Below are 18936 nucleotides of genomic sequence, written 5' to 3'. Positions count from 1 at the left end.
ACCGGCAGGTAGGCGTTCGCCGGCTAGTATTTCTTCTATACTTATTCGCGTGGAATTTATTGGTGTGCGAGACATATCATCACATGCCCACAGAGCTGGGCCTTGACAGGATCACGTCACAGATAATTGCCGCCCTCGAACTGTTCGTTTGGTTTCCGTTCTCCCTCTCTTGAGGGAGTTTCATGCTAGCTTCAACGTAGCTGGTCTGGATTCTCACATACCCCTTTCTCTTTCGCTGTTCTCGATGCACTCCTCGTTTCGTTACTGTGCAAGCGCACACCTGACTTCGTCACTTGGTAAGACCCGACCTCGCTTCACGACTGTATAAAGACACGCTCGAATAGGCACAGGGCGTTTCGTGACTGACGCTATCTTCCCCAGTCCCTACAATTAAGACTAGCCGGTGACACGATGCTGGTGGGACGGCCTGTTTCGCGTGCGACTGCTCCAGGTCGTGTACGTTATCATTGGTGGCCGTCCCGCTCCTTCCCACAGTGTTAACCCTCGCCACGCCCTATATTACCATACTATACCATCGATGAATAATACACATAACCAAACAGCAGTCGACATAGATCCCAACCCTGACCGCGAGCCACTGCGGTGCGACAACTGCGGCGACCGTGCCGGACTCGACCTCCTCGATTCCTGGCTCGCTCCTGACCGCGATATCGACCCGTGGACGTGCCCGGAATGTCGCATAGACTGACTCGCCCCTTGTTTTGGCGGTCGTGGATGGTGGTTTCCTCCCGTCGAACCCGGGGTTAGACTCGACGTAAGTCTCCTTCCACCCGGTTTAGACCAATCGTATACATGAACCTGACCAACTCAACAGAAGCTATGGCCGGTCGGTCGCTCGAAGAAGAAATGCTGCGCGCGGTCGCCTACCATCACCCTATCGACCACCACAAACTCAAAGCCGTGCTCGCGGATCGTCGCGGAGAGTTCGACCTCGAGACGTTCCGTACTGCTCGAAGCAACCTAACCGAACTCGGGATGATAGAGCATCCGCTGATGGATGAGCACTACTACTTGACTGAGGAAGGGTGGCGGGCGCTCGGTGCTGAAACGCCGCTCGAGACGGACGAGACCTGGTCTACAGTCTTATACTAGCCGGTCGCGCAGGCTCGGTCAGACCGTAGTGATGAGCCTGCTTGACCGTCTACAAGAAGCAGTATCGCAGCAACCACAGGATGAACCGGCGAGCGCCAGCATCCCCCGCACTGAGGTATATTCGCTATTGCAGAATGAGCGTCGCCGTCACATCATCCGGTACCTCGCCGAGCACGACGACGATGAAGTCGCTGTGAGCGAGATTGCTGACCACCTTGCAGAACTCGGTGACGACAGAACGAACTGCTACGTATCCGCCATACAGCAGCACTGCCCCCGGATGTCTCCGTCAGTGGTTGAGTTCGACGAGCAAAGCAAGAGCGTGCGTATTCGTCCCGAATTGTACGTCGTCGCGGACGTGATGGAGGCGGTCGAGGAAACTCTCGACTAGCGCTCGCCGGTGGGTGCTGGCCGGACGTCGCGCCACCGGAACCACATTGAGTCTCCCCCAGCCTCCACCCGGTACTCAATACTATCGCGTTCGTCGCCGGTTTCCTGGCCAGCATCGTCCTCGCGGACGTCGACAACGGTACCGAAGGTACCGTGCCAGCGTGCGTGATCCGGATCGTCCGTGTCCGGGATGTCGATGCGCACGCGGTCTCCCTCGGTAAATCGGTTCATGCGAGGTCTTCCTCCTCGATTCGCTCCCAGATATGCTGGCCGTAGTCCGTCAGTCGGAACAGCTTCCCTGGGTGTTCATCCGCCACAAGTTCGACCATATCGCGTTCCCGTAGCTCTCGCATCCCACGCGAAATGTTCGGGTAGCGGATGTCGTACTCGTTTTTGATTTGCTTCGGATACCCAATCCCATCAGACAGGTGCTCAAGGATGTAAATCCGGTATTTACTGTTGAGTACCCAGCGTATGTCGGCCAGCTCTTCGTCCATTAGTCGATGCTTGTTGTTGGCCTAGCGCCGGTGCTATAAGTACCTCCGAAAGGGGTATCATCTACTTATCACTTCTAGTCAATACTGTTATATGAGGGCGTCGGGAAGGGATGAGTTGAAGGAGGATAACGCACGGAGTTACACACAATGGGATATGAGCTTATCAACGCCAACTCATTCAACGAGTTAGAGAGTTGGCCAGAAACCACCGACCCCGACGCCAACTGGGACAACGGCGGTGGTGTCCACGCCATCGTCACCGACCCACCGTACGGCGTCATCGAATTCATGGAAGAGAACGTCGAGAAGATGCGAGAGGGCTCCGGCGGTGTCTGGCGTATCCCGCCCGAACTCGACGGGAACAAACGTAATCCACTCCCTCGATTCACTGTTCTCACCGACGAGGACAAAGAGATGCTCAAGGAGTTCTTCCGGAAATTCGGCGAACTCGCAAATAAAGTTCTGCGTCCCGGCGGACACATCTTCATCGCCTCCACGCAACTCCTGATGCACCTCGTGTCCGAAGGGTTCGACGAAGCCGGCCTCGAACGCCGAGACGTGCTCGTTCGCGAAACCAAAACGCTGCGCGGCGGAGATCGCCCGAAGGGTGCGCACGACCACCCTGAGTATTCGATGGTGTCGTCGATGCCGCGTGTATACTGGGAACCGTGGCTACTCTACCGGAAACCGTTTGACAACAAACTCAAAGAGAACCTCTCAGAGTGGCAGACCGGCGGGCTTCGACGCGAATCCGAAGACCGCCCCTTCACCGACCTGCTCGAAGACGGGAAGACCGGGAAACGTGAACGCGAAATAACCGCCGCTGCCAACCCCGAAGGCGACGACTCGCACCCGAACGTAAAGCCCCAGTCATTGATGCGCGAGCTCTGTCACGCAGCACTCCCGCTGAAGGAAGGCGTGATTCTCGACCCGTTCATGGGGAGTGGCGCGACCGTCGCGGCTGCCGACGCTATCGGGTACGACGCGGTCGGGATCGAACTCGACGAGTCGTACTACCAGATGGCCGAAGAAGCAATCCCGAAGTTCACCGAAATCTCGACGCCTATCGAGCAGCGCGACGATATTCGGAAAACGAAGGCTGCGCAAGAGTCGACGTCGCTCACCGACTTCAACTAACGAGTGAGTCGTTGGTCGGCGTGAACGACCACTCCAGTGTGTCCGGGTGCACGTCTACGTACCCTACCTGTGTTGTCTCATCTAGCTGGGGCAGGTCGAGTGTTTCTCTGACGTGTGACTCGACAGATAACGTTTCGAGACGCCAGTCCTGGGTATCCACGAACGCTGCCGTTGAGTCCTCGTCGAGTACTTCGATAGACCGCAGTGCACCGTGGTTGCGCTGTTGAACCTGCACCTTGACCATGAACCGATGCGTGTCATCGTCCATTTGTTTAGTCGCCGCAGTCTTCGGAGCCACCTTGATGCATTGTGACTCCGCGAGCGTTTTTGAAGATTTGACCGCAGTCATCGCACACGTTCGACCCATCCTCGTCCGGTAGTATCGCAGGGTTCTCCTCTCGATATACTGGGTCAAACCGTGCGTGGTTCTGTCGGTACTGTCTGTTCCAATCAGCGTTGTTCCCTTGCACGAGCCCAGACTCCATCTCGTATACTGGGTTCTTCCGGAGTTCGTGCATCCCTTCCTTCGGAAGGTCACTCGTATTCGTACGGTTCGATCCGTCCGCGTCGCGATACACCCAGTCGTCGTGATCCATCGACGCGCACAACACCTGCGTGAACTCAATAGGTGCAACGTCAGCAGGCGTTTCGTCTTCAGCGTTAATCTGGTAGTGAATCCCGATTAGCCACTCTTCGACGTTGTGATGGGCGTAAAACGTCGTGTCTTGTGACGACTTCACTTCCAAGCCCGGCCCTGCCCCTTCTTTGTCTTTGACAGCAAGGCTCGGCCACTCGTACTCACCGCCAGTATGCAGGAGATCAGGGTAGCCATCGTCCATCTGGTTCGCTTCAAGCGAGCCCATCTCTTCTGCAAGTTCGAGGGTGAACCTGTGACCGAGGAACCCGCCAATAGCGTTGTTCGCGCGGAACTGCTGGTGGAACCTGCCATAGTCGTTTTCCAGGTGCCACTCGTTCACTTCGTGCCAGTAGTCGTACACCTCCTGAATCGCGTTCGTGACGTGCTCCGGCGTGACCCCGTACGGCAATTCCGCGTCTGGGTTAACAAACCGGTCTTTGACCTCTGGTCGCTTCATACGTCGAGACTCGATTGCTCCGTCACGTACTCAGGATGCTCCTCCGCGAACACCGGGTCAAACTGCGCCTGCATCTCCCGATACCGCTGCTTCGGTTCCGCACGCCCGGTGATCGCTTCGGGCTTCTGGTAGATAGGGTTGCTACGCAGTTTATCCATCCCGTTCGCAATGATACTGCTGGTAATTGTCCGGCGTGAATCGTTGCTCCGCCCACTATGGTTCCAGTCTTCTTCCTCGAGCTTCGCCGACAGCACTTGGATGATTTCTACGTCGTCCATCTCTTCCGGTGGCACGTCTCGGTCGATGGAGGCGTAGCGGAAGATAACGAACCAGGCGGATTCGTTGTTGTGAGCTTGCCAGCCGCCGTTTTGCTGACTGCATTTCGTCTCGATGCCTTCGTCACCGTGGTGGACGCGGTAGTCTTTTGCCTCGTATTCTTCGTTCTCGACAGGGAGGATGTCGGGGAAGCCGTCTTGTTTCTGGTTTTTGATGAGCTTAGGGCTGGCTTCAGCGAGGTTGTCGGTGAGGATGTCGCCGACGAAGTCAGAGAGGGCGTTGTTTGCGCGCAGGAGGTTTTCGATACTGTGGTGGCCTTCACTGTGGAGGAAGTCGTTAATTCCGTTGTACAGATCGTACCATTCTTTGATTGCTTCGGCGACTTCGTCGGGGTGGACTCCGTAGGGGAGGTCTGCGTCGGGGTTGAAATATCGCTCCTTGAATTCCGGATTCGACATATCCCAACGAACCGACGGCTTACATAGGTAAGTTGCTCTAATCGGGATATTGGAGAACTATCGTTGGGTTATCAGAATATATTGAGAAAGTGTCTTTTGTCGACGTCGACGGAGAGGTTAGTCGCGTCGTATCCAGATGGCAGTGGTTGCGTTCGGTTTCTGCTTCTCAACCCGCCCCTGTTCCGCCAGCGTGTCTAGGTATTTGCGGGTGGTGCGTTGTGCGATGTCGGTTTTGTCGGCGAGCGCCGACGTGCTGTAGATCTCGTCGGGCTCCATCACTTCGAGGATGTCATGTGGGGAACTATCGTTGTCGAATCGTCCGTTTTTGGTGCTTCTCGTACGTTCCATGCCCTATTTTCGTTCCTACGTAGGGTTAATAATTTTGCCTTGCCTATCTAAGCAAGGTTTAACCCTACCCGAACTTAATTACTATACACGATGGCACGAAACCAAACAACAATCGACCAACTGCACGACACTACCACCACCGACCACCGCGACATGCCCTGCCCGAACTGTGGCAGCAGCAACGTCGATACCCGACAAGGATGTCTCGACTGCGGACACGGCAGCGACTTCCACGACTCTGACGACGACGATGACCCGGACGTGACCGAAACCGACCACGTCACCATCATCGACAACACCGACGACCACCCCACTCTCGAAGAATCACTCCGGGGCACGGACATCATCGTCGCGTAGCGCTAGCCGACCGAACCTGCGGTTCTCAGCCCTTCTGGCAGCACTGTCCGGGTTCGATTCCCGGAAGGGCTCTCCGGCGAGCGTCCCCGCGTTCGCCTCCCTCCCTCCAGTATGTACAAAAAAGAAATCGACGAACGGCGAAAGGCAGAATTGGACGAACACTGCGACGAATGCGGCATCCACGAATGGGCCGCCGACGAACAACACCAAATCAACGGCTCGCGCTGGGTCTGTCGCAGCTGTCACGAAGACGAGTATCAGCCCGGACTTTTCGAAGCCGCAGGTGGTTCACAGTGACGTACGTCGCCGAGACGCCAGTCGAGACCTCCATGGAGTCGGTCGAGTTGGACGTCAAGTATCGACGCGACCGGTTGGTCGTTTGTCTCTCCGGTCGTACCATCGAGTTCTGCCTCGACCGTGACCGGCAGCTGGCCACGCTGGAGACCGACACCCATCAGGACGAGCCCTCCCCGGACGACATCCCGGACAGCGTCGTTCGGCACGTCCTCAATAGCGGATGGCGCCTACCCGTTCCCGGCGAGCGCGACGGAGAACACACGATTTGGACAGGTGAAGAACGATGAGCACGTCTGTCCCGCGCAGCGTCCGAATGGAATCGCAACGTGCAGACCCAAATACCCGATTCAATGCCGGGCAACGTCGCGCGATTCGTGAAGCAATCTGTTACTGCCGAACCGTCGGTGCCCAGTTGGCCGACTACGGTCGCTTGCTTGACCGGATCGAGGACGAATTGGTGTTGACGAAACGCGACCGACACCAACTCCAAGCAGTGCTCAATCGATACGGTCAGGAGTATCTCACCTCGGAAGAACGGCGGATTAACTCGTGGACGAAGTCCGTGCTGTGGGACGCGCACCGACCGTAGTGCCTACTCTTTTGATACATCGGAACCAATCCTGTTGCATGGCCGACCACGAATGCGCGGTCTGCGGCGAGCCCGCGATTCGGCACGAACCCGAGACCGACGAGTGGCTGTGCGATGAACACTCGAAGGAACGGTTCCGGGAGCGTCACGGCTAGCCGGTGCGGAGAGAACGAACGTTCTCTACCAGTGTGGCCACTACTCTATTGCTTCAAGTTGAACTCCCCTGGTAGAATCGCTACAGCGAAACTTCTGACATCGAGTCGATGATGTTGTCCTCTGTCGGTGCCGTCAGGTAGGGCTCGATGGCGTCGTAGGAACTCCAGCCGCCCAACGCCATGACGATGCGTGGAGAGACGCCTTCCTCTACGAGGAGATGCTGCGCCCAGCACCGCCGGAGGTCATGGCTCGAGACGCGCTGATAGTCTGTGTCGCCGGTCTCGTCGGCTGCGCGCTCGGACGCATTCGTGACCCAGTTCTGCACGGTCTTCTTCGACCGCTGAATCAGGGGTTCATCGTCGTCAATGTCCTCCTCGCGGGCATGGCGATGGATTTGCCGCTCCAGATCAACGGGCATCCACGTCTCCCGCTGTTTCCCACCCTCGTACTCGCCGGTCGTGTCTTTCCCCTTCGTGACCTCCAACTCATAGCTACGCCCATCCTTCTTCCGGGAGATGTCACCGGGCGTGACGTGGAGGGTTTCTTCGACGCGCAGTCCACAGTCGCCCATTAGTCGCAGGGCGATTTCTTGCATTCGGGTGTTGGCTTGTCGGGGGATTTCGTTGTATTCGGTGCGACTCATCCAGACGTTGTAGGTACCGTCTTTGTTGCGTTCTGTTCTCATCTTACGTGTTTATCTAGACTTTCGCGCAATAAAACACTTGTCACCGGCTAGACCGTTCGACTCAAACCCCCGAAAACACCCGATTCAATCTCACCACACCCGTTCAGTTGCACGTTTGTACACAAACACGAAAATCTCAGAGCTGTATGAATAGACACAACAACATACTTCACCCGCTACCCTTATACCAATACAAATGACGATCGAGACACTACCATCCAGAGCTCGCCCAGAGGCCCTACTGCGGATATGCGATGCAATAAAGAACGAAACCATCACTCTCGACGAACTGAACAGCCGTCTCCCCCTATCGCAAGAGGACATCCAGCAAAACGTCGAATATGGGTCAAGTCTCGAGTTTCTCAATACCGACGACGAAATCGAACTCACAGAACGCGGACTCACGCTAGCCTACGAAGACGGAATCTCCGACTCTGTCGGCTCACTATTTGTACGAGGAATACGAGATTCCGACCAATACAGCGAACTAACCCAACAGCTCACCGAAGAGACTGACGAGAACGGCGATATCGACCAACAGAAAGTCTGCCAAGTACTCCGTGTCGAATTCGGAGTTGAAATGGATGAAAACGAGCTCAAATCAGCAGTCAACAGCTATTTCCTCACCTTAGAGGCAGCGAGTGTAGGTGAGTACAAACTGGCTCGTGGCGGCTCCCCCTCGAGAATTGAACTACGAGAAGGCATCCGGCTTGCAGACATTACCGAAGACGGAATCGAGGCATTATCAGAAGCAGAGGAAGCAGAGCGGTTAGCCTCAGACGAATTCCCCGCCTTCAGTGACTACGATCCGGAATTGGAAACACGTTGTGTCCCACAATTCCAGTTAGGACTGTACCAGGAGGCGGTGACATCAGCAACAACGGTTTTAGAACATCGAGTAAGAACAGAGGGAGGATACAGCGAGGAAGATCACGGTGAAGACCTCATGGCAAGGGCATTCAATGAAGACGGCGGGCCACTGCAAATGGGTGTCGTAGAAAATGAAAAAGAGGGATTCCGATTCCTATACCAAGGAACCTCGAAAGCCCTCCGAAACCCACCACACCACCGATTACTAGACGATATGGATCAGCAGCAAGCCCGTGACATACTCGGTTTTATCAATCTGCTTCTTACGTTCATCGAAAACCGCGACTGAATCACAACGATAGAACAAGAGTTTTGACAGCACACCATACACTCCATTATATGAGTAGTGGCTCGCAGCGAATCGTCTCTGATTCAGGATTCATCGATAGCGTCCGAGACTTTGGCCTCACAACAAAAGATGCTGTCAAAGAACTGGTAGACAACAGCTTCGACGCCGAGGCAGAAAACATCTGGATAACTATTGATGAACGCGATGATGGCGAGATGTTCCTCATCGTCGAAGACGATGGGGACGGCATCCCCAGAGACGATATGGCCAACTCGCTCTCTTTCGGCGGGAGACTACCATGGCGGCAAGATACCACTGGTAAGTATGGTTTTGGACTCCCTGCGTCAGCCTGTTGTCAATCCGCACGCACAGAAGTCTACTCAAAATTCGTAGACGGGGACGACGAGTTTCACTACAACTATATTGACACTGAGGAGCTGAAACAGAGTGGCATCCAGCTCCCAGACACCACCATAGAAGAACTTCCTGACGAGGAGTACGACCTAGAGCTCGACGAAGACGTGGACAGTGGAACCGTTGTTGTGATGTCCAAACTGATTCGACCCCAATACAGCACCATTGACGGGATGGAACGCAACATCCGGCAGGATCTCGCTGAGTTCCATCGAACTTTCCTTGCTAACGGGAAGAACATCTATGTGAATGGGGTAGAGATCGAGTATTCTGACCCTCTTATGATGATGGAGGGTTCGAACGCTGTTGAGGAGTGCGGAATGTCCGAGGACTACGGAATTGTTGATCCGATTGTGTATGAAGGGGAAGATGGCGAGGAGTTGGAGGTTGAAATCACTCTCGCCAAACTACCCCTCGAATCAATCATCGAACAGGGGGTAGAAGACGAATACAATATTGGGCGTTCAACCCAAGGATTCTATCTGCTTCGAGATGGCCGACAAATCGGCGGTGGACGGTCGCTCCAACTGTATACAAAAACAAACCGGTACAACTACTTCAGGGGTGAGATACGCTTCCCGTCAGAACTAGATGAGAAGTTCGGTGTTCAAACCAACAAAAGTCGGTTCTCTCTTGACCCAGACCTGCGTGAAAAACTGAAGGAACGTCTGGAAGGGATATTAACGAGCCTCGGGAAGGAGATTCAGAAGGAACGGAAAGACGTTCGTGCTGATCTAAATAAGGAAGATGTAGGTAAAGAGTCTACATCTGAACGCATCGCCAACAACACTCTGGGTCGGTTACGTCCAAGCGGATATACGCCATCCGAAGAAGATCTTGAGGAGCAAGAGTCGGAGAAGCAACGGAAAATCGAAGAAATTGAAGAGTCGGATTTGGACGAGGATGAGAAACAACGACGTATTGAATCAATCCGGGAACGGTTCGAGCGCGATCGATATATCAACAAGTCCGTTGAGGTTCTCGGGAGTGGTAATTTCTATGAGATGACGCATAAGGGATCTCAGATGGACGTTACTCTGAACCGTGATCACCCATTCTACCAGCAGGTGTATCAAGAAGCAGAGCTGGAAAACCCTGAGCTTCAGGTCTACCTCGATTTGATTGTGTACACGTTGGCACAGACAGAAGACATGTTCTACACCAACGACGAGGTGCGTCGTTTCTACAGTTCACAAAGGCGGGAATGGTCGAGCGTGATGGCGTCATTCCTTGAGGATGCCGCCGACGAACTAGATGATTAGAGGTTATTGATCGACCTCCTTTTACAGTCAGTCGACGTCGTCTTTCCAATCTGATTATCTACTTCCGACAAATAGGACTGTTTGTACCGGTTTCCTGGCTACAACTCTCTAGTTTGAATCTGGTGAATGTGTTTTGTGACAGCTTTACAGGGGTATACGACACCAAATCAGCCCTCGTCGCGGTCGTCCTCGTCAACGTCCTCCAGAAGCTCTTCAGGAAACTCATCTTTTCCTCCCTCACCGCCCACGACAATGTCTTCGTGGACAGGTTCGTCTGGCCAGCTGGATGTCGTTTCCTTGATTCCCTCGGGATACGGGTCTTTATCGGTCATACCCATAGGTAGAGCGTCCGTGACCAAGACTTACCCGGGGAGAAACAGGGTCAGTCTTCGTCGATCCGCACCGTCAGATATGCCATAATCGCCCCGCCCACCACAAGAATGACCAGCCCGGTCGGATTCGAAATAACCCCATCAACCGTCCCGCAGCCGTACGCGGAGCAAATCTGCCCAGTAGTAACAGCCACGTAGAGGTAGTAGAAGAGAAGGCCCGCGCCGATAACGACGGTTCCGTATTCAACGAGGTCACGACTCATCGCAGTACCTCCGTCGTAACCCACCCACAACCCGGGCACTCGTAGAACAATACACCGCCCTCAACCGTGCGCTTCCGGACGAGGCACGTCTCACACTCTTCGCACCGATGCTCGCTGACCGTTCCACCGACGGCTTCGCACTCGCGAATGCGGTTTTCGTCGAATTCCTCCGTTTCGATGGTGACCGACACGCGCACGGGGTGCTCAAACTGGGGAATGCCGGCGTGTTTCCCGGAAACGAATTCCTTGACGGTATTGTACCAGAATTCGGGGAGTGCATCTACATGCCAGGCGTTCGCGTCGCGAAAGACTCCTTCGTACTCGGCACTACCGTCACTCATCGCTATCACCAGGAAGAGTCACGTAGTGCGATTCTTCAACTCGGAACATCGGCTGACCTTCGTCGAAACTCCGCTCGACATCGAGTCCTCGGAGGGCTTTGTTCAGTTCGTCGCGTGTTTCTGCTTGCTCGATGATGGGGTCAACAACGCTCCCGGGTAGTGATTGGAGCAGCGCGCCATCTCCGATGGCGGTCAGCACGCCGAGCAGTTCGTCAGTCATCATTCATCACCCAGTTGCACACCGGCACCAGAGACAATCGACCCAATCAACGCACCGAGCATCGGGTCAACGCTCATGCCGAAAACTCCATTGTAGAACGTTACAACAGCGTACCCGAAAATCCCGCCGAGGGCGACGGCGACCAATGCTAGTGCAGCAACGGCCAAGAACACGACTGCACCGATGCCGATGATGTCGATGAAGTCTCTCATCGGCTCTCACCGTTGTTGGGGTCGTGGTCGTAGCAGTAGTGATCTCTGTACTTGTAGTGGACGTGCACAGTCATCGTGCGTTCGCACCGACTGCCGTCATCGGTCGAGCCACTGCACTGTACGGTGACTTTCGTCGGGTCGTTAGTCATCGCTCGATACCTCCGTTTGTAGCATCTCGAGTTCCCACTGAGTCGCTTGCAGACGCAGGCCATTCCCAGCGGCGAGACCAGCAGCGATTACAGCCGTGCCTGCCGTAGTATCGCCGATACCGACGAGCCCCAATGCGAGCACCCCAGTGAGCACGACCGTGGCTTTTGATACCCGACGGTGTGTTTCGATGTCGTTGTTAGGGTAGTCAGTCAGCGCAACGTCACTCATCATGCATCACCCGCGGTGTACTGTTCGCCCAGTTCGAGTTCGACAACCTCGTCGGCGAAGTCGCGGATGCTCTTCGGGATGTCGTCGTTGTTGATGCAGAGCATCGTGATCTGTTCGACGTCATGCCGGAGTTCTCGCAGATCCTGGCGTGCTTCGTCCACGTCGTCGATTTTGTCGTGGCGATAGTCGAGTATCAGGTCGAACCGATGGATTAGGTAGTGTGGGCCGTCTTCAGGTGTTTTAGGAGTTGCTTTCATACATATTAATTAGTAACTAAGTGGGTAAAAGCCTCACGCCCCAAACGCGGTCGCTTCTCTCGATTCCAGAAGGGAGCAACGCTATAGCGTTGGTCTAGCCGGCGAGTGCTCGCCGCTCACAGGTAGTGGAGGGGCACACCTCGCTTCGCCACTGCGGGGGAACCGTCTTCGAAATGAACGGGGTGTTGTCGAAATGAAGACCCCATCATCGAAATGAAACTACCACACACCTCGCTTCGTTACTGACGCCTCACAGCTCACAGTCACGGATCACACCGGACTGTGATGTCTCACTGTGACCCGGACAAGTCGCAGTCTCGGCTCACAGACACGGATCACACTCACACGTCACATTCCCAACTCACACCCTCACGTCACAGCCACCGGTCACAGTCCCTCGCGTCTGGCCAACGGCGCGCGCGACACCACCACACCGCGCCGCCGCTCGCCGGCTAGAACTACCGGCAAAATAATCCTCGAAAAAGAGGATTCACACCAAAATGGGTATAGTCCCGGGCGGATTCGAACCGCCGTCATAGGCTCCAAAGGCCCATATGATTGGCCACTACACCACGGGACTTCGCACTCCAAACTACCCGTCGGCGCCACAATAGTGTTACTTTTCTTCCCGGTGATTGCGGCCCGCCCGCATCTGCGAGACAGTCCGACCGAAGGACGCCGCAAGCATCCCGAAAACCTGCTTTTCACGGCCTACGCCGAAGCCACCACAATGGCACAGAATCCGATCGGAACCGCGATCGACAGGGATCGGATGGTCGAACTGGGTCGCGAAGACGGGGCCTTCGTTGTAGACGTCGCCGAACAGGTCGAAACCGCGGACCTCCCCGACGGAGCAGCCGTCGTCTGGCGGCTCCGCAAGGAGGGCGACGTGGCGCGGCTGGCGCTGGTTCCCGTCCCCGAAGACGAGGTGCCCGACGACACCGTCGCCGGCCGCGTCGGCGAAGACGAATCATTGCCGATTCCTCGGTCGCTCATCACCGAGGGGCTGGAACTCGATCCCGAGGCGTACGATCCGGAGAACCCGCTGCTGTTCAAGCCCGGCGAGATCGGCGAGGGCGCGGCCGCCGCCGCGATGCCGACGGGCGCGCCGGCGCCGGCCGCCGATACGGCGCTTGAACTCCAGCCGGTCAGGTTCGCCGACGGGACGCCGTTTCACGACGAGCCGGTCCCCGAGGAGTCGCTGGACAGCGATCCGATCGCGGAGGCCGAACTCGAGCGGGACGCCGACGCCGGGGGCGAACCCCAGTCCGGGACCGTCTCGGCGCCGATCGACTCCTCGTTCGTCAACGAAGTTCTGACGAACCGCGGCGTCGACCGCGAGCAGGTGATCGAAGTTCTCGAAGCCATAGCCCGTCACGACCTGATCGGCCCCGAGGACGACGCCACGGAGTACGACCCGCTGACGGTCGACGACCGGGCCGTGATCGTCGTCGACGCCGACGTCTGGGAGGCCGAAATCGCCCCGGAGGTCGACGTCGAACGCGACGCGCTCGACGCCGCGCGGAAGATCCACCACCGGCAGGCCGCCGACCTGTACGACCGCGCGAACGCCGACGAAGAACGAGAGATCGCCGAGTCGCGCGACGCCGTCGTGGTAAAACGCTGAGAGACGGCGTCGTGGGGACGGGAGCGGTCCCATGCAGCCAACGGTCCGCAACCCGAGTGCTTTTGGCCGCGGGCGACCGACCCAAGCGCGTGCAGATCAGGGGTGAGGTCGCCGACGTCGGCGACGTGCGCGAGATTTCCACGCAGTACGGCGAGCGCGACCTCGCGGAGCTGCGGGTCCGCCGCGAGGTCGATCACGAGCCGGTGACGGTCACGCTGTGGGGCAAGTGGGCCGAGACCGCCGAGTACCTCGAGGAGGGCATGGAGGTGAACGTCACCGACGCCGAGCGCGACGACTACGACGGCGAGGAGCGCTATGCGACCACGGGCGACTCCTACGTCGTCGTCGAGCCATCCTTCCTCGTCGACGTGACCGACGTTCGGTCGTGGGTGCAGTGCCCGCGGATGTACTACCTGAACAAGATTTCGGGCATCCCGCTGAACTACCCCGTCGTCAAGGGGACGATCGTCCACGAGGTGTTCGGCGACCTGCTTCGGGGCCGCGATCTCGACGAAGCCGTCGAGGATCGGGTCGCCGACGCGGGCCTCCAGCTCGGGCTGCTCGGCCGGGACGCCGACGCCGTCGCCGAGGAGGTGCGCCAGAACGCCGCGGCGATCGACGGCTGGCTCGCCCAGGGGACGCTCACCGACGAGGACGAGTGGCGCAGCGAGCAGTTGCTCATCAGCCACCGGTTCGGCATCAAGGGCCGCGCCGACGCCATCCGCCGGGGGATGCCCGTCGAACTCAAGACCGGCAAGAACACGAAGCGCGACCCGCGGTTCCAGGACAAGATTCAGGCCGCGTCCTACGGGCTGATGCTCCACGAGAAGGGCGTCCCGGCCGACACCGGAACGCTGCTATACACCAAGAACACGACGCTCGACCGGGGCGAGGCGACGGGCGATCTCTCGCCCGCGAAGGAGTTCTCGATCGGCCCCGGCCTCCGCGACTTCGTCGTTCGCGCCCGCAACGAGATCGCGGCGATGGAACACGGGATGAGCGTGCCGACGGGTCACGAGGCCGACGCCAAGTGCGAGTACTGCTTCGAGCAGGACGCCTGCATGGTCGTCTCCGGCCGACTCGACCAGGAGTCCAAGGCCGGCCAGATCGGCCGCGCAGTGCCCGACGAGGAACAGGAGTACTTCGAGCGTTTTTACGAACTCCTCGAAACCGAGCGCCGGACGGTCCACGCCGAGTACGCCAAGCTCTGGGAGCAGACAGCCGAAGAGCGGGCCGACGACGACAGGGCGGTGATCGGCCTCGACTTCGTAGGGAAGTCCGAGCTTCCGGGCGGTCGCTGGGAGCTGCGCGCCGAGCGCTCGGGCGACGCCGTCTCGAAGATTCGCGAGGGCGACGTCGTACTCGCGAGCGACGGCGATCCGGTCGACGGCCACGCCGAACTCGGCCGCGTCGAGCGCCTCGGCGCCGACGAGATCGTCGTCACGACCGACGAGCCGGTCGAGTTCTCGCGGATCGACGTCTACCCCTCCGAACTGTCGGTCGACCGGATGCTCACCGCGCTCCACGACGCCGTTCTCAAGGGCGACCCGCGCCGGAAGGACGTGCTGTTCGGGCGCACGGAACCGGAGTTCGACAGCGCCTCCGAGACGTTCATCGACAACAACGACGCGCAGGACGAAGCGGTGCGGAAGGCCGTCACCGCGGAGGACCTCGCGCTGATCCACGGCCCGCCGGGCACCGGCAAGACCTACACGATCGCCCGCGCGGTCCGCGCGATGGTCGAGCGCGGCGAGCGCGTTCTGCTCTCGGCGTTCACCAATCGGGCTGTCGACAACGCGCTCGAAGCCTTGCGCGATCAGGGGTTCGAAGATGTCGTCCGCGTGGGGACGAAAAGCGGCGTCCGCGAGGACATGCGGGATCTGCTGCTCGACGAGTGCGCCGATCCCGACGATCCGGACGACGGCCCGGAGGAGCGCGCCGCGGAACTCGAAGAGGCGCCCGTCGTCGCCGCCACGACCTCCACCTGCGGCTCGCGAGTGATGAGCGAGCAGTCGTTCGACGCCGCCGTCGTCGACGAGGCGTCCCAGCTCACCGAGCCCAACACCCTGGCGGCGATCAACCTCGCCGACCGCTTCGTGCTGGTCGGCGACCACCACCAGCTCCCGCCCGTGGTCAGGAGCGAGACCGAGCTCTCGACGTCGCTGTTCGAGCGCATGATCGACGAGTACCCCGCGGCGTCGGTGATGCTCGACCGCCAGTACCGGATGGCCCAGCGCATCCAGGCGTTCGCCTCGCGGGAGTTCTACGACGGAGAGCTCCGGCCCGCGACGCCCGAGGTCGCCGGCCGAAGCCTGTCCGATCTGGAAGGGATCGACGTCGATACGCTTCCAGCCAACCTCCGGGATCGCGTCGCGATGCTCGACGTCGAGGGCGACGCCGGACGCCACACCGACGCCGTCGAGGCCGAGCGCGTCGCCGAGGCGATCGAGTCGTTCGCCGCGGCGGGCGTCGATCGCGACCGGATCGCCGTGATCGCGCCGTTCCGCGCGCAGGTCGCCGAGATCGACCGGCGCGTTCCGGAGGACGTGGCGGTCGACACGGTCGACCGGTTCCAGGGGTCGAGCAAGGACGTCGTGATCGTCTCGTTCGTCGCGACCGACGACCTCGACAGCCCGATCTTCGAGGACTATCGCCGCGTGAACGTCGCGCTCACGCGCGCCAAGCGCTCGCTGGTGCTGGTCGGCGACGCCGACGCGCTGCGGACCCACGACCGGTACGCCCGGATGGTCGACTGGGCCACGAAGTGACGGATCGACCGACATATGTCGGCGGGACGCCACGGCCCTTCCATGACCGACCCGGATTCGTCGCCGACGATCGAGACGCGCCTCGCGGTAGCCGCGGTCGCCGTCACCACCATCCTCGGCGTCGGCTTCGCGCCGGCCGCCGCGCTGGTCGGCGCGTCGTTCGTCTCGGCGCCGATACTGCTCGGCCTCGTCGCGGGGCTCCCGACGGTGATCGTCGGCTTCCTCGCGATGGGACACCTGGCCTACCACTACGGCTGAGCGACGGCGTCGCGAACCGCTTTTGACGCCCCGACGAGTACTCCCGGCCGTGACCGACTACGACGATCTGCCCGACGACTGGGTGGTCTGGAACGACGAGTCCGACGGGCGGAGCGTGCTGGCCTACCGCCCGGACGTGTTCGACTCGCAGTCCTTTCCGCCCGAGTGCATGCCGACGATCTACCTCACGAGCGGGCGGCCCTCGCGACGTCCCGCTCGATCGGATCCGGTCGAGTCCGGCACGGCGTGGAACGTCACGCTCTACCTCGAACCCGACGTGGAGCGCTCGGCCGACAGCTACGAGGACCGCGCCGACGCCGTCGCGGGGGCCGTCGACCTCGCCGAACGGTTCGCCGAGGGCGAAATCGACTACCGCGATCTGTATCAGATTCCCCGCGAGGAGTACTTCGAGAAGCTCGACGAACTGACCGGGTGAGCGGACTGAGACGGCGCCGCTCCGCACACCTCGGCCCGAAAGGCGTATTCGGCCCGCCTCGCTACGGGAACGCATGGGGCAGGTGACGCTCATCGGAACGCGGCTCGCCGAACCGGGCGAGCAGTTCGTCTACCACGGCGAGGCCAGCGGCTGCGAGGGCTGTCCGTACCGCAGCCAGTGTCTGAATCTCTCCGAGGGAGTAAAGTACGAGGTGACGTCGGTGCGGGACAACGCGCAGGTGCTCGACTGCGCGATGCACGACGGCGGCGTCACGGCCGTCGAGGTCGAACCCGCGTCGGTCCGCGCGAACGTCTCGGCGCGGAACGCCTACGCGGGCTCGAAGGTCAGCCTCGAAGGCCCGTGCCCGCACACCGAGTGTCCGAGCCACGAGTTCTGCGAACCCGACGGCGTCGACTTCGACGACGAGCGCCGGATCGACGAGATCGTCGGCGAGCCGCCCCACGACCACTGCATGCTGGATCGGGACCTGACGCTGGTGGAGTTCGCGCCCGACGAGAACTGAGGATTCGCCCGCATTCCGGCGTCGTTCCGCCGCCCGAGCGTCGGCGTCACTCCGCGTTGTCCGGTCGCTCACGAGGGAGCTCCGCGATCTTCTGGGCCGCGTAGCCGAAGATCTCGTCGTACCCCTCGGCCGAGAGCAACACGGGATAGAACGACTCGTCGGCGACCATCGGCGTCCCGTCGGCGCTCGCGAACCGATCGCCGGCGTCGACGAGCTCGAAGTTGTTCGCCGAGACGAGGTGGTCGCCGGTCCCAGTCTTCGGTACCGAGCGGGTCAGCCGGAACACCGGGACCGATTCGGACGCCGAACTCGACGCGACGCCGAACCGCTCGCGGAGGTCGTCCGCGGTCTCACCCGCCAGCGCGCCCATCTCCTCCAGGAACGCGATCACGATCCCGATCGCCGCGTCGGCCGCCCGCTCGCTCCCCTGCAGCCCGCTCTCGACTTCGACCGTCCGAACCGACCGGAACAGCCGTCCCTGGATGAACTCGCCGGTGTCGACGACGGCGTCGACCGGCAGCGTCCGGCCCAGGCGCTCGACAAGATCGTCGACGCGGTCGGCGACGAGGAACGGCTCGGGGTGGGACTGTGTCGCGTGCATCGCCAGCGCCGTCGTCCCTGCCAGGCGCTCGCTGAGTTCGTAAGCCAGCCGCTCCTCGTAAGCCTCGGACTCCGGATCGCCGGGGAACGACCGGTTGAGATCGGCGTCGAGGTAGCGCTCGCCGGCCTCGATCGCGCGCTCGTTGGCGATCACCAGCAGAACCGGTTTCTCGACCGGCGGCGACGCCTCGATAAGACGTTCGACCGCGCTCACACCCGACGGCTCGTCGCCGTGGATCCCGCCGACGATCGCCAGTTCGGGCTGGCCCTCGCCCAACTGTTCGACTCGCATTGGTCGACACTACTCCCGACGGCCCTTATCGGATTCGGTCTCGCTGCGAGCGTCGTGACGCAACCGAGGGGCGATCGGTTAAAATCCCGCAGTACGCGGGGCCGGGGCTGTTCCTCTCCGAGTCCATACCTCCGGTCGCTGGTCGATCGCCAGCACGCCCGTCACGCCACACCCCCATCGTGGTCCGGGACGGCAGC

At 59.6% G+C, this 18936-nt stretch carries 26 protein-coding genes and 1 tRNA gene; 12 read left to right on the top strand and 15 right to left on the bottom strand.

Features of this window, described 5'->3' with window-relative positions:
* Positions 1 to 813: 813 nt before the first annotated feature.
* Entirely contained in the window at positions 814 to 1113 is a 300-nt protein-coding gene (locus tag ABDZ81_RS14785; RefSeq protein ID WP_343774779.1) for a hypothetical protein, read from the top strand.
* Positions 1114 to 1144: 31 nt separating this feature from the next.
* On the top strand, positions 1145 to 1504 hold the full coding sequence (locus ABDZ81_RS14780; RefSeq protein ID WP_343774778.1) for a DUF7344 domain-containing protein: 360 nt from the start codon (positions 1145 to 1147) through the stop codon (positions 1502 to 1504).
* Here ABDZ81_RS14780 and ABDZ81_RS14775 read toward each other — a convergent pair.
* Positions 1501 to 1734 carry a DUF8139 family protein gene (locus tag ABDZ81_RS14775; protein ID WP_343774777.1) on the bottom strand — a complete coding sequence of 78 codons (234 nt, stop codon included), beginning with the start codon at positions 1732 to 1734 and terminating at the stop codon, positions 1501 to 1503. The genes ABDZ81_RS14780 and ABDZ81_RS14775 overlap by 4 nt on opposite strands.
* A complete protein-coding gene (locus tag ABDZ81_RS14770) occupies positions 1731 to 2000 on the bottom strand; it encodes a hypothetical protein (protein WP_343774776.1) in 270 nt (89 codons plus the stop codon). The genes ABDZ81_RS14775 and ABDZ81_RS14770 overlap by 4 nt, the downstream gene beginning before the upstream one ends.
* A 147-nt stretch (positions 2001 to 2147) precedes the next feature.
* Between ABDZ81_RS14770 and ABDZ81_RS14765 the strand changes: the two genes are divergently transcribed.
* Complete coding sequence (locus ABDZ81_RS14765; protein ID WP_343774775.1) at positions 2148 to 3137, top strand: DNA-methyltransferase; 990 nt, start codon at positions 2148 to 2150, stop codon at positions 3135 to 3137.
* Here ABDZ81_RS14765 and ABDZ81_RS14760 read toward each other — a convergent pair.
* The 4 genes from ABDZ81_RS14760 to ABDZ81_RS14745 all read right to left on the bottom strand — a co-directional run bounded on the left by ABDZ81_RS14760 (position 3130) and on the right by ABDZ81_RS14745 (position 5313).
* The gene (locus tag ABDZ81_RS14760; RefSeq protein ID WP_343774774.1) at positions 3130 to 3405 is read right to left on the bottom strand and encodes a hypothetical protein; all 276 of its coding nucleotides are present in this window, start codon (positions 3403 to 3405) and stop codon (positions 3130 to 3132) included. The two genes, ABDZ81_RS14765 and ABDZ81_RS14760, sit on opposite strands and share 8 nt — an antisense overlap.
* 4 nt (positions 3406 to 3409) lie before the next feature.
* Positions 3410 to 4231, bottom strand: a complete 822-nt coding sequence (locus ABDZ81_RS14755) for a hypothetical protein (protein WP_343774773.1) — start codon at positions 4229 to 4231, stop codon at positions 3410 to 3412.
* Entirely contained in the window at positions 4228 to 4965 is a 738-nt protein-coding gene (locus ABDZ81_RS14750; RefSeq protein ID WP_343774772.1) for a hypothetical protein, read from the bottom strand. Before ABDZ81_RS14750 ends, ABDZ81_RS14755 begins: the two co-directional genes overlap by 4 nt.
* Before the next feature lie 117 nt (positions 4966 to 5082).
* Positions 5083 to 5313: a hypothetical protein gene (locus tag ABDZ81_RS14745; protein WP_343774771.1), complete on the bottom strand. Its 231-nt coding sequence runs from the start codon at positions 5311 to 5313 to the stop codon at positions 5083 to 5085.
* 90 nt (positions 5314 to 5403) lie between these two features.
* On the opposite strand from ABDZ81_RS14745, the gene ABDZ81_RS14740 reads away from it, so the two are divergent.
* Entirely contained in the window at positions 5404 to 5670 is a 267-nt protein-coding gene (locus ABDZ81_RS14740; RefSeq protein ID WP_343774770.1) for a hypothetical protein, read from the top strand.
* A gap of 293 nt (positions 5671 to 5963) precedes the next feature.
* The gene (locus ABDZ81_RS14735; RefSeq protein WP_343774769.1) at positions 5964 to 6254 is read left to right on the top strand and encodes a hypothetical protein; all 291 of its coding nucleotides are present in this window, start codon (positions 5964 to 5966) and stop codon (positions 6252 to 6254) included.
* A gap of 537 nt (positions 6255 to 6791) precedes the next feature.
* Here the strand turns inward: ABDZ81_RS14735 and ABDZ81_RS14730 are convergent.
* Positions 6792 to 7397: a site-specific integrase gene (locus ABDZ81_RS14730; protein WP_343774768.1), complete on the bottom strand. Its 606-nt coding sequence runs from the start codon at positions 7395 to 7397 to the stop codon at positions 6792 to 6794.
* Between the two features lie 196 nt (positions 7398 to 7593).
* Between ABDZ81_RS14730 and ABDZ81_RS14725 the strand changes: the two genes are divergently transcribed.
* Complete coding sequence (locus ABDZ81_RS14725) at positions 7594 to 8556, top strand: TIGR02391 family protein (RefSeq protein ID WP_343774767.1); 963 nt, start codon at positions 7594 to 7596, stop codon at positions 8554 to 8556.
* 50 nt (positions 8557 to 8606) lie between these two features.
* The gene (locus tag ABDZ81_RS14720; RefSeq protein WP_343774766.1) at positions 8607 to 10232 is read left to right on the top strand and encodes an ATP-binding protein; all 1626 of its coding nucleotides are present in this window, start codon (positions 8607 to 8609) and stop codon (positions 10230 to 10232) included.
* Positions 10233 to 10399: 167 nt separating this feature from the next.
* Here the strand turns inward: ABDZ81_RS14720 and ABDZ81_RS14715 are convergent, their stop codons facing one another.
* The 7 genes from ABDZ81_RS14715 to ABDZ81_RS14685 all read right to left on the bottom strand — a co-directional run bounded on the left by ABDZ81_RS14715 (position 10400) and on the right by ABDZ81_RS14685 (position 12815).
* Positions 10400 to 10564 carry a hypothetical protein gene (locus ABDZ81_RS14715; protein WP_343774765.1) on the bottom strand — a complete coding sequence of 55 codons (165 nt, stop codon included), beginning with the start codon at positions 10562 to 10564 and terminating at the stop codon, positions 10400 to 10402.
* Between the two features lie 50 nt (positions 10565 to 10614).
* On the bottom strand, positions 10615 to 10827 hold the full coding sequence (locus ABDZ81_RS14710; protein ID WP_343774764.1) for a hypothetical protein: 213 nt from the start codon (positions 10825 to 10827) through the stop codon (positions 10615 to 10617).
* A complete protein-coding gene (locus ABDZ81_RS14705; protein WP_343774763.1) occupies positions 10824 to 11168 on the bottom strand; it encodes a hypothetical protein in 345 nt (114 codons plus the stop codon). Before ABDZ81_RS14705 ends, ABDZ81_RS14710 begins: the two co-directional genes overlap by 4 nt.
* Positions 11161 to 11388 (bottom strand): hypothetical protein, encoded by a 228-nt coding sequence (locus tag ABDZ81_RS14700; RefSeq protein WP_343774762.1) that lies wholly within the window; start codon positions 11386 to 11388, stop codon positions 11161 to 11163. Before ABDZ81_RS14700 ends, ABDZ81_RS14705 begins: the two co-directional genes overlap by 8 nt.
* Complete coding sequence (locus ABDZ81_RS14695) at positions 11388 to 11600, bottom strand: hypothetical protein (RefSeq protein ID WP_343774761.1); 213 nt, start codon at positions 11598 to 11600, stop codon at positions 11388 to 11390. Before ABDZ81_RS14695 ends, ABDZ81_RS14700 begins: the two co-directional genes overlap by 1 nt.
* A gap of 377 nt (positions 11601 to 11977) precedes the next feature.
* The gene (locus ABDZ81_RS14690) at positions 11978 to 12235 is read right to left on the bottom strand and encodes a hypothetical protein (protein WP_343774760.1); all 258 of its coding nucleotides are present in this window, start codon (positions 12233 to 12235) and stop codon (positions 11978 to 11980) included.
* A 507-nt stretch (positions 12236 to 12742) separates the two neighbouring features.
* Positions 12743 to 12815: transfer RNA gene (locus ABDZ81_RS14685), tRNA-Gln, on the bottom strand.
* 150 nt (positions 12816 to 12965) lie between these two features.
* On the opposite strand from ABDZ81_RS14685, the gene ABDZ81_RS14680 reads away from it, so the two are divergent.
* The 5 genes from ABDZ81_RS14680 to ABDZ81_RS14660 all read left to right on the top strand — a co-directional run bounded on the left by ABDZ81_RS14680 (position 12966) and on the right by ABDZ81_RS14660 (position 17847).
* Complete coding sequence (locus tag ABDZ81_RS14680; RefSeq protein ID WP_343774759.1) at positions 12966 to 13862, top strand: DUF8048 family protein; 897 nt, start codon at positions 12966 to 12968, stop codon at positions 13860 to 13862.
* Between the two features lie 89 nt (positions 13863 to 13951).
* Entirely contained in the window at positions 13952 to 16630 is a 2679-nt protein-coding gene (locus ABDZ81_RS14675) for an AAA domain-containing protein (protein ID WP_343774758.1), read from the top strand.
* Positions 16631 to 16672: 42 nt separating this feature from the next.
* Positions 16673 to 16888 (top strand): hypothetical protein, encoded by a 216-nt coding sequence (locus tag ABDZ81_RS14670; protein ID WP_343774757.1) that lies wholly within the window; start codon positions 16673 to 16675, stop codon positions 16886 to 16888.
* A 49-nt stretch (positions 16889 to 16937) separates the two neighbouring features.
* On the top strand, positions 16938 to 17324 hold the full coding sequence (locus ABDZ81_RS14665; RefSeq protein WP_343774756.1) for a DUF5820 family protein: 387 nt from the start codon (positions 16938 to 16940) through the stop codon (positions 17322 to 17324).
* Positions 17325 to 17397: 73 nt separating this feature from the next.
* Positions 17398 to 17847 carry a UPF0179 family protein gene (locus ABDZ81_RS14660; RefSeq protein ID WP_343774755.1) on the top strand — a complete coding sequence of 150 codons (450 nt, stop codon included), beginning with the start codon at positions 17398 to 17400 and terminating at the stop codon, positions 17845 to 17847.
* Between the two features lie 46 nt (positions 17848 to 17893).
* On the opposite strand, the gene ABDZ81_RS14655 is transcribed toward ABDZ81_RS14660, so the two are convergent.
* Positions 17894 to 18739 carry a M14 family metallopeptidase gene (locus ABDZ81_RS14655; RefSeq protein WP_343774754.1) on the bottom strand — a complete coding sequence of 282 codons (846 nt, stop codon included), beginning with the start codon at positions 18737 to 18739 and terminating at the stop codon, positions 17894 to 17896.
* Positions 18740 to 18936: the final 197 nt, after the last annotated feature.

The sequence above is a fragment of the Natronoarchaeum mannanilyticum genome, assembly GCF_039522665.1.
Classification (GTDB): Archaea; Halobacteriota; Halobacteria; order Halobacteriales; family Natronoarchaeaceae; genus Natronoarchaeum; species Natronoarchaeum mannanilyticum.
Note: the sequence above shows the minus strand (reverse complement) of the source record. Positions and strands in the feature narration are given on the sequence as shown.

Excerpts from the sequence above, each read along its gene's own strand:
- ABDZ81_RS14775 (WP_343774777.1), bottom strand. The coding sequence starts at position 1,734 with ATGAACCGATTTACCGAGGGAGACCGCGTGCGCATCGACATCCCGGAC.
- ABDZ81_RS14760 (WP_343774774.1), bottom strand. The coding sequence starts at position 3,405 with ATGGACGATGACACGCATCGGTTCATGGTCAAGGTGCAGGTTCAACAG.
- ABDZ81_RS14700 (WP_343774762.1), bottom strand. The coding sequence starts at position 11,388 with ATGACTGACGAACTGCTCGGCGTGCTGACCGCCATCGGAGATGGCGCG.
- ABDZ81_RS14785 (WP_343774779.1), top strand. The coding sequence starts at position 814 with ATGAACCTGACCAACTCAACAGAAGCTATGGCCGGTCGGTCGCTCGAA.
- ABDZ81_RS14670 (WP_343774757.1), top strand. The coding sequence starts at position 16,673 with ATGACCGACCCGGATTCGTCGCCGACGATCGAGACGCGCCTCGCGGTA.
- ABDZ81_RS14705 (WP_343774763.1), bottom strand. The coding sequence starts at position 11,168 with ATGAGTGACGGTAGTGCCGAGTACGAAGGAGTCTTTCGCGACGCGAAC.
- ABDZ81_RS14725 (WP_343774767.1), top strand. The coding sequence starts at position 7,594 with ATGACGATCGAGACACTACCATCCAGAGCTCGCCCAGAGGCCCTACTG.
- ABDZ81_RS14720 (WP_343774766.1), top strand. The coding sequence starts at position 8,607 with ATGAGTAGTGGCTCGCAGCGAATCGTCTCTGATTCAGGATTCATCGAT.
- ABDZ81_RS14715 (WP_343774765.1), bottom strand. The coding sequence starts at position 10,564 with ATGACCGATAAAGACCCGTATCCCGAGGGAATCAAGGAAACGACATCC.
- ABDZ81_RS14745 (WP_343774771.1), bottom strand. The coding sequence starts at position 5,313 with ATGGAACGTACGAGAAGCACCAAAAACGGACGATTCGACAACGATAGT.
- ABDZ81_RS14660 (WP_343774755.1), top strand. The coding sequence starts at position 17,398 with ATGGGGCAGGTGACGCTCATCGGAACGCGGCTCGCCGAACCGGGCGAG.
- ABDZ81_RS14680 (WP_343774759.1), top strand. The coding sequence starts at position 12,966 with ATGGCACAGAATCCGATCGGAACCGCGATCGACAGGGATCGGATGGTC.
- ABDZ81_RS14755 (WP_343774773.1), bottom strand. The coding sequence starts at position 4,231 with ATGAAGCGACCAGAGGTCAAAGACCGGTTTGTTAACCCAGACGCGGAA.
- ABDZ81_RS14765 (WP_343774775.1), top strand. The coding sequence starts at position 2,148 with ATGGGATATGAGCTTATCAACGCCAACTCATTCAACGAGTTAGAGAGT.
- ABDZ81_RS14770 (WP_343774776.1), bottom strand. The coding sequence starts at position 2,000 with ATGGACGAAGAGCTGGCCGACATACGCTGGGTACTCAACAGTAAATAC.
- ABDZ81_RS14695 (WP_343774761.1), bottom strand. The coding sequence starts at position 11,600 with ATGAGAGACTTCATCGACATCATCGGCATCGGTGCAGTCGTGTTCTTG.
- ABDZ81_RS14780 (WP_343774778.1), top strand. The coding sequence starts at position 1,145 with ATGAGCCTGCTTGACCGTCTACAAGAAGCAGTATCGCAGCAACCACAG.
- ABDZ81_RS14655 (WP_343774754.1), bottom strand. The coding sequence starts at position 18,739 with ATGCGAGTCGAACAGTTGGGCGAGGGCCAGCCCGAACTGGCGATCGTC.
- ABDZ81_RS14690 (WP_343774760.1), bottom strand. The coding sequence starts at position 12,235 with ATGAAAGCAACTCCTAAAACACCTGAAGACGGCCCACACTACCTAATC.
- ABDZ81_RS14730 (WP_343774768.1), bottom strand. The coding sequence starts at position 7,397 with ATGAGAACAGAACGCAACAAAGACGGTACCTACAACGTCTGGATGAGT.
- ABDZ81_RS14710 (WP_343774764.1), bottom strand. The coding sequence starts at position 10,827 with ATGAGTCGTGACCTCGTTGAATACGGAACCGTCGTTATCGGCGCGGGC.
- ABDZ81_RS14750 (WP_343774772.1), bottom strand. The coding sequence starts at position 4,965 with ATGTCGAATCCGGAATTCAAGGAGCGATATTTCAACCCCGACGCAGAC.
- ABDZ81_RS14740 (WP_343774770.1), top strand. The coding sequence starts at position 5,404 with ATGGCACGAAACCAAACAACAATCGACCAACTGCACGACACTACCACC.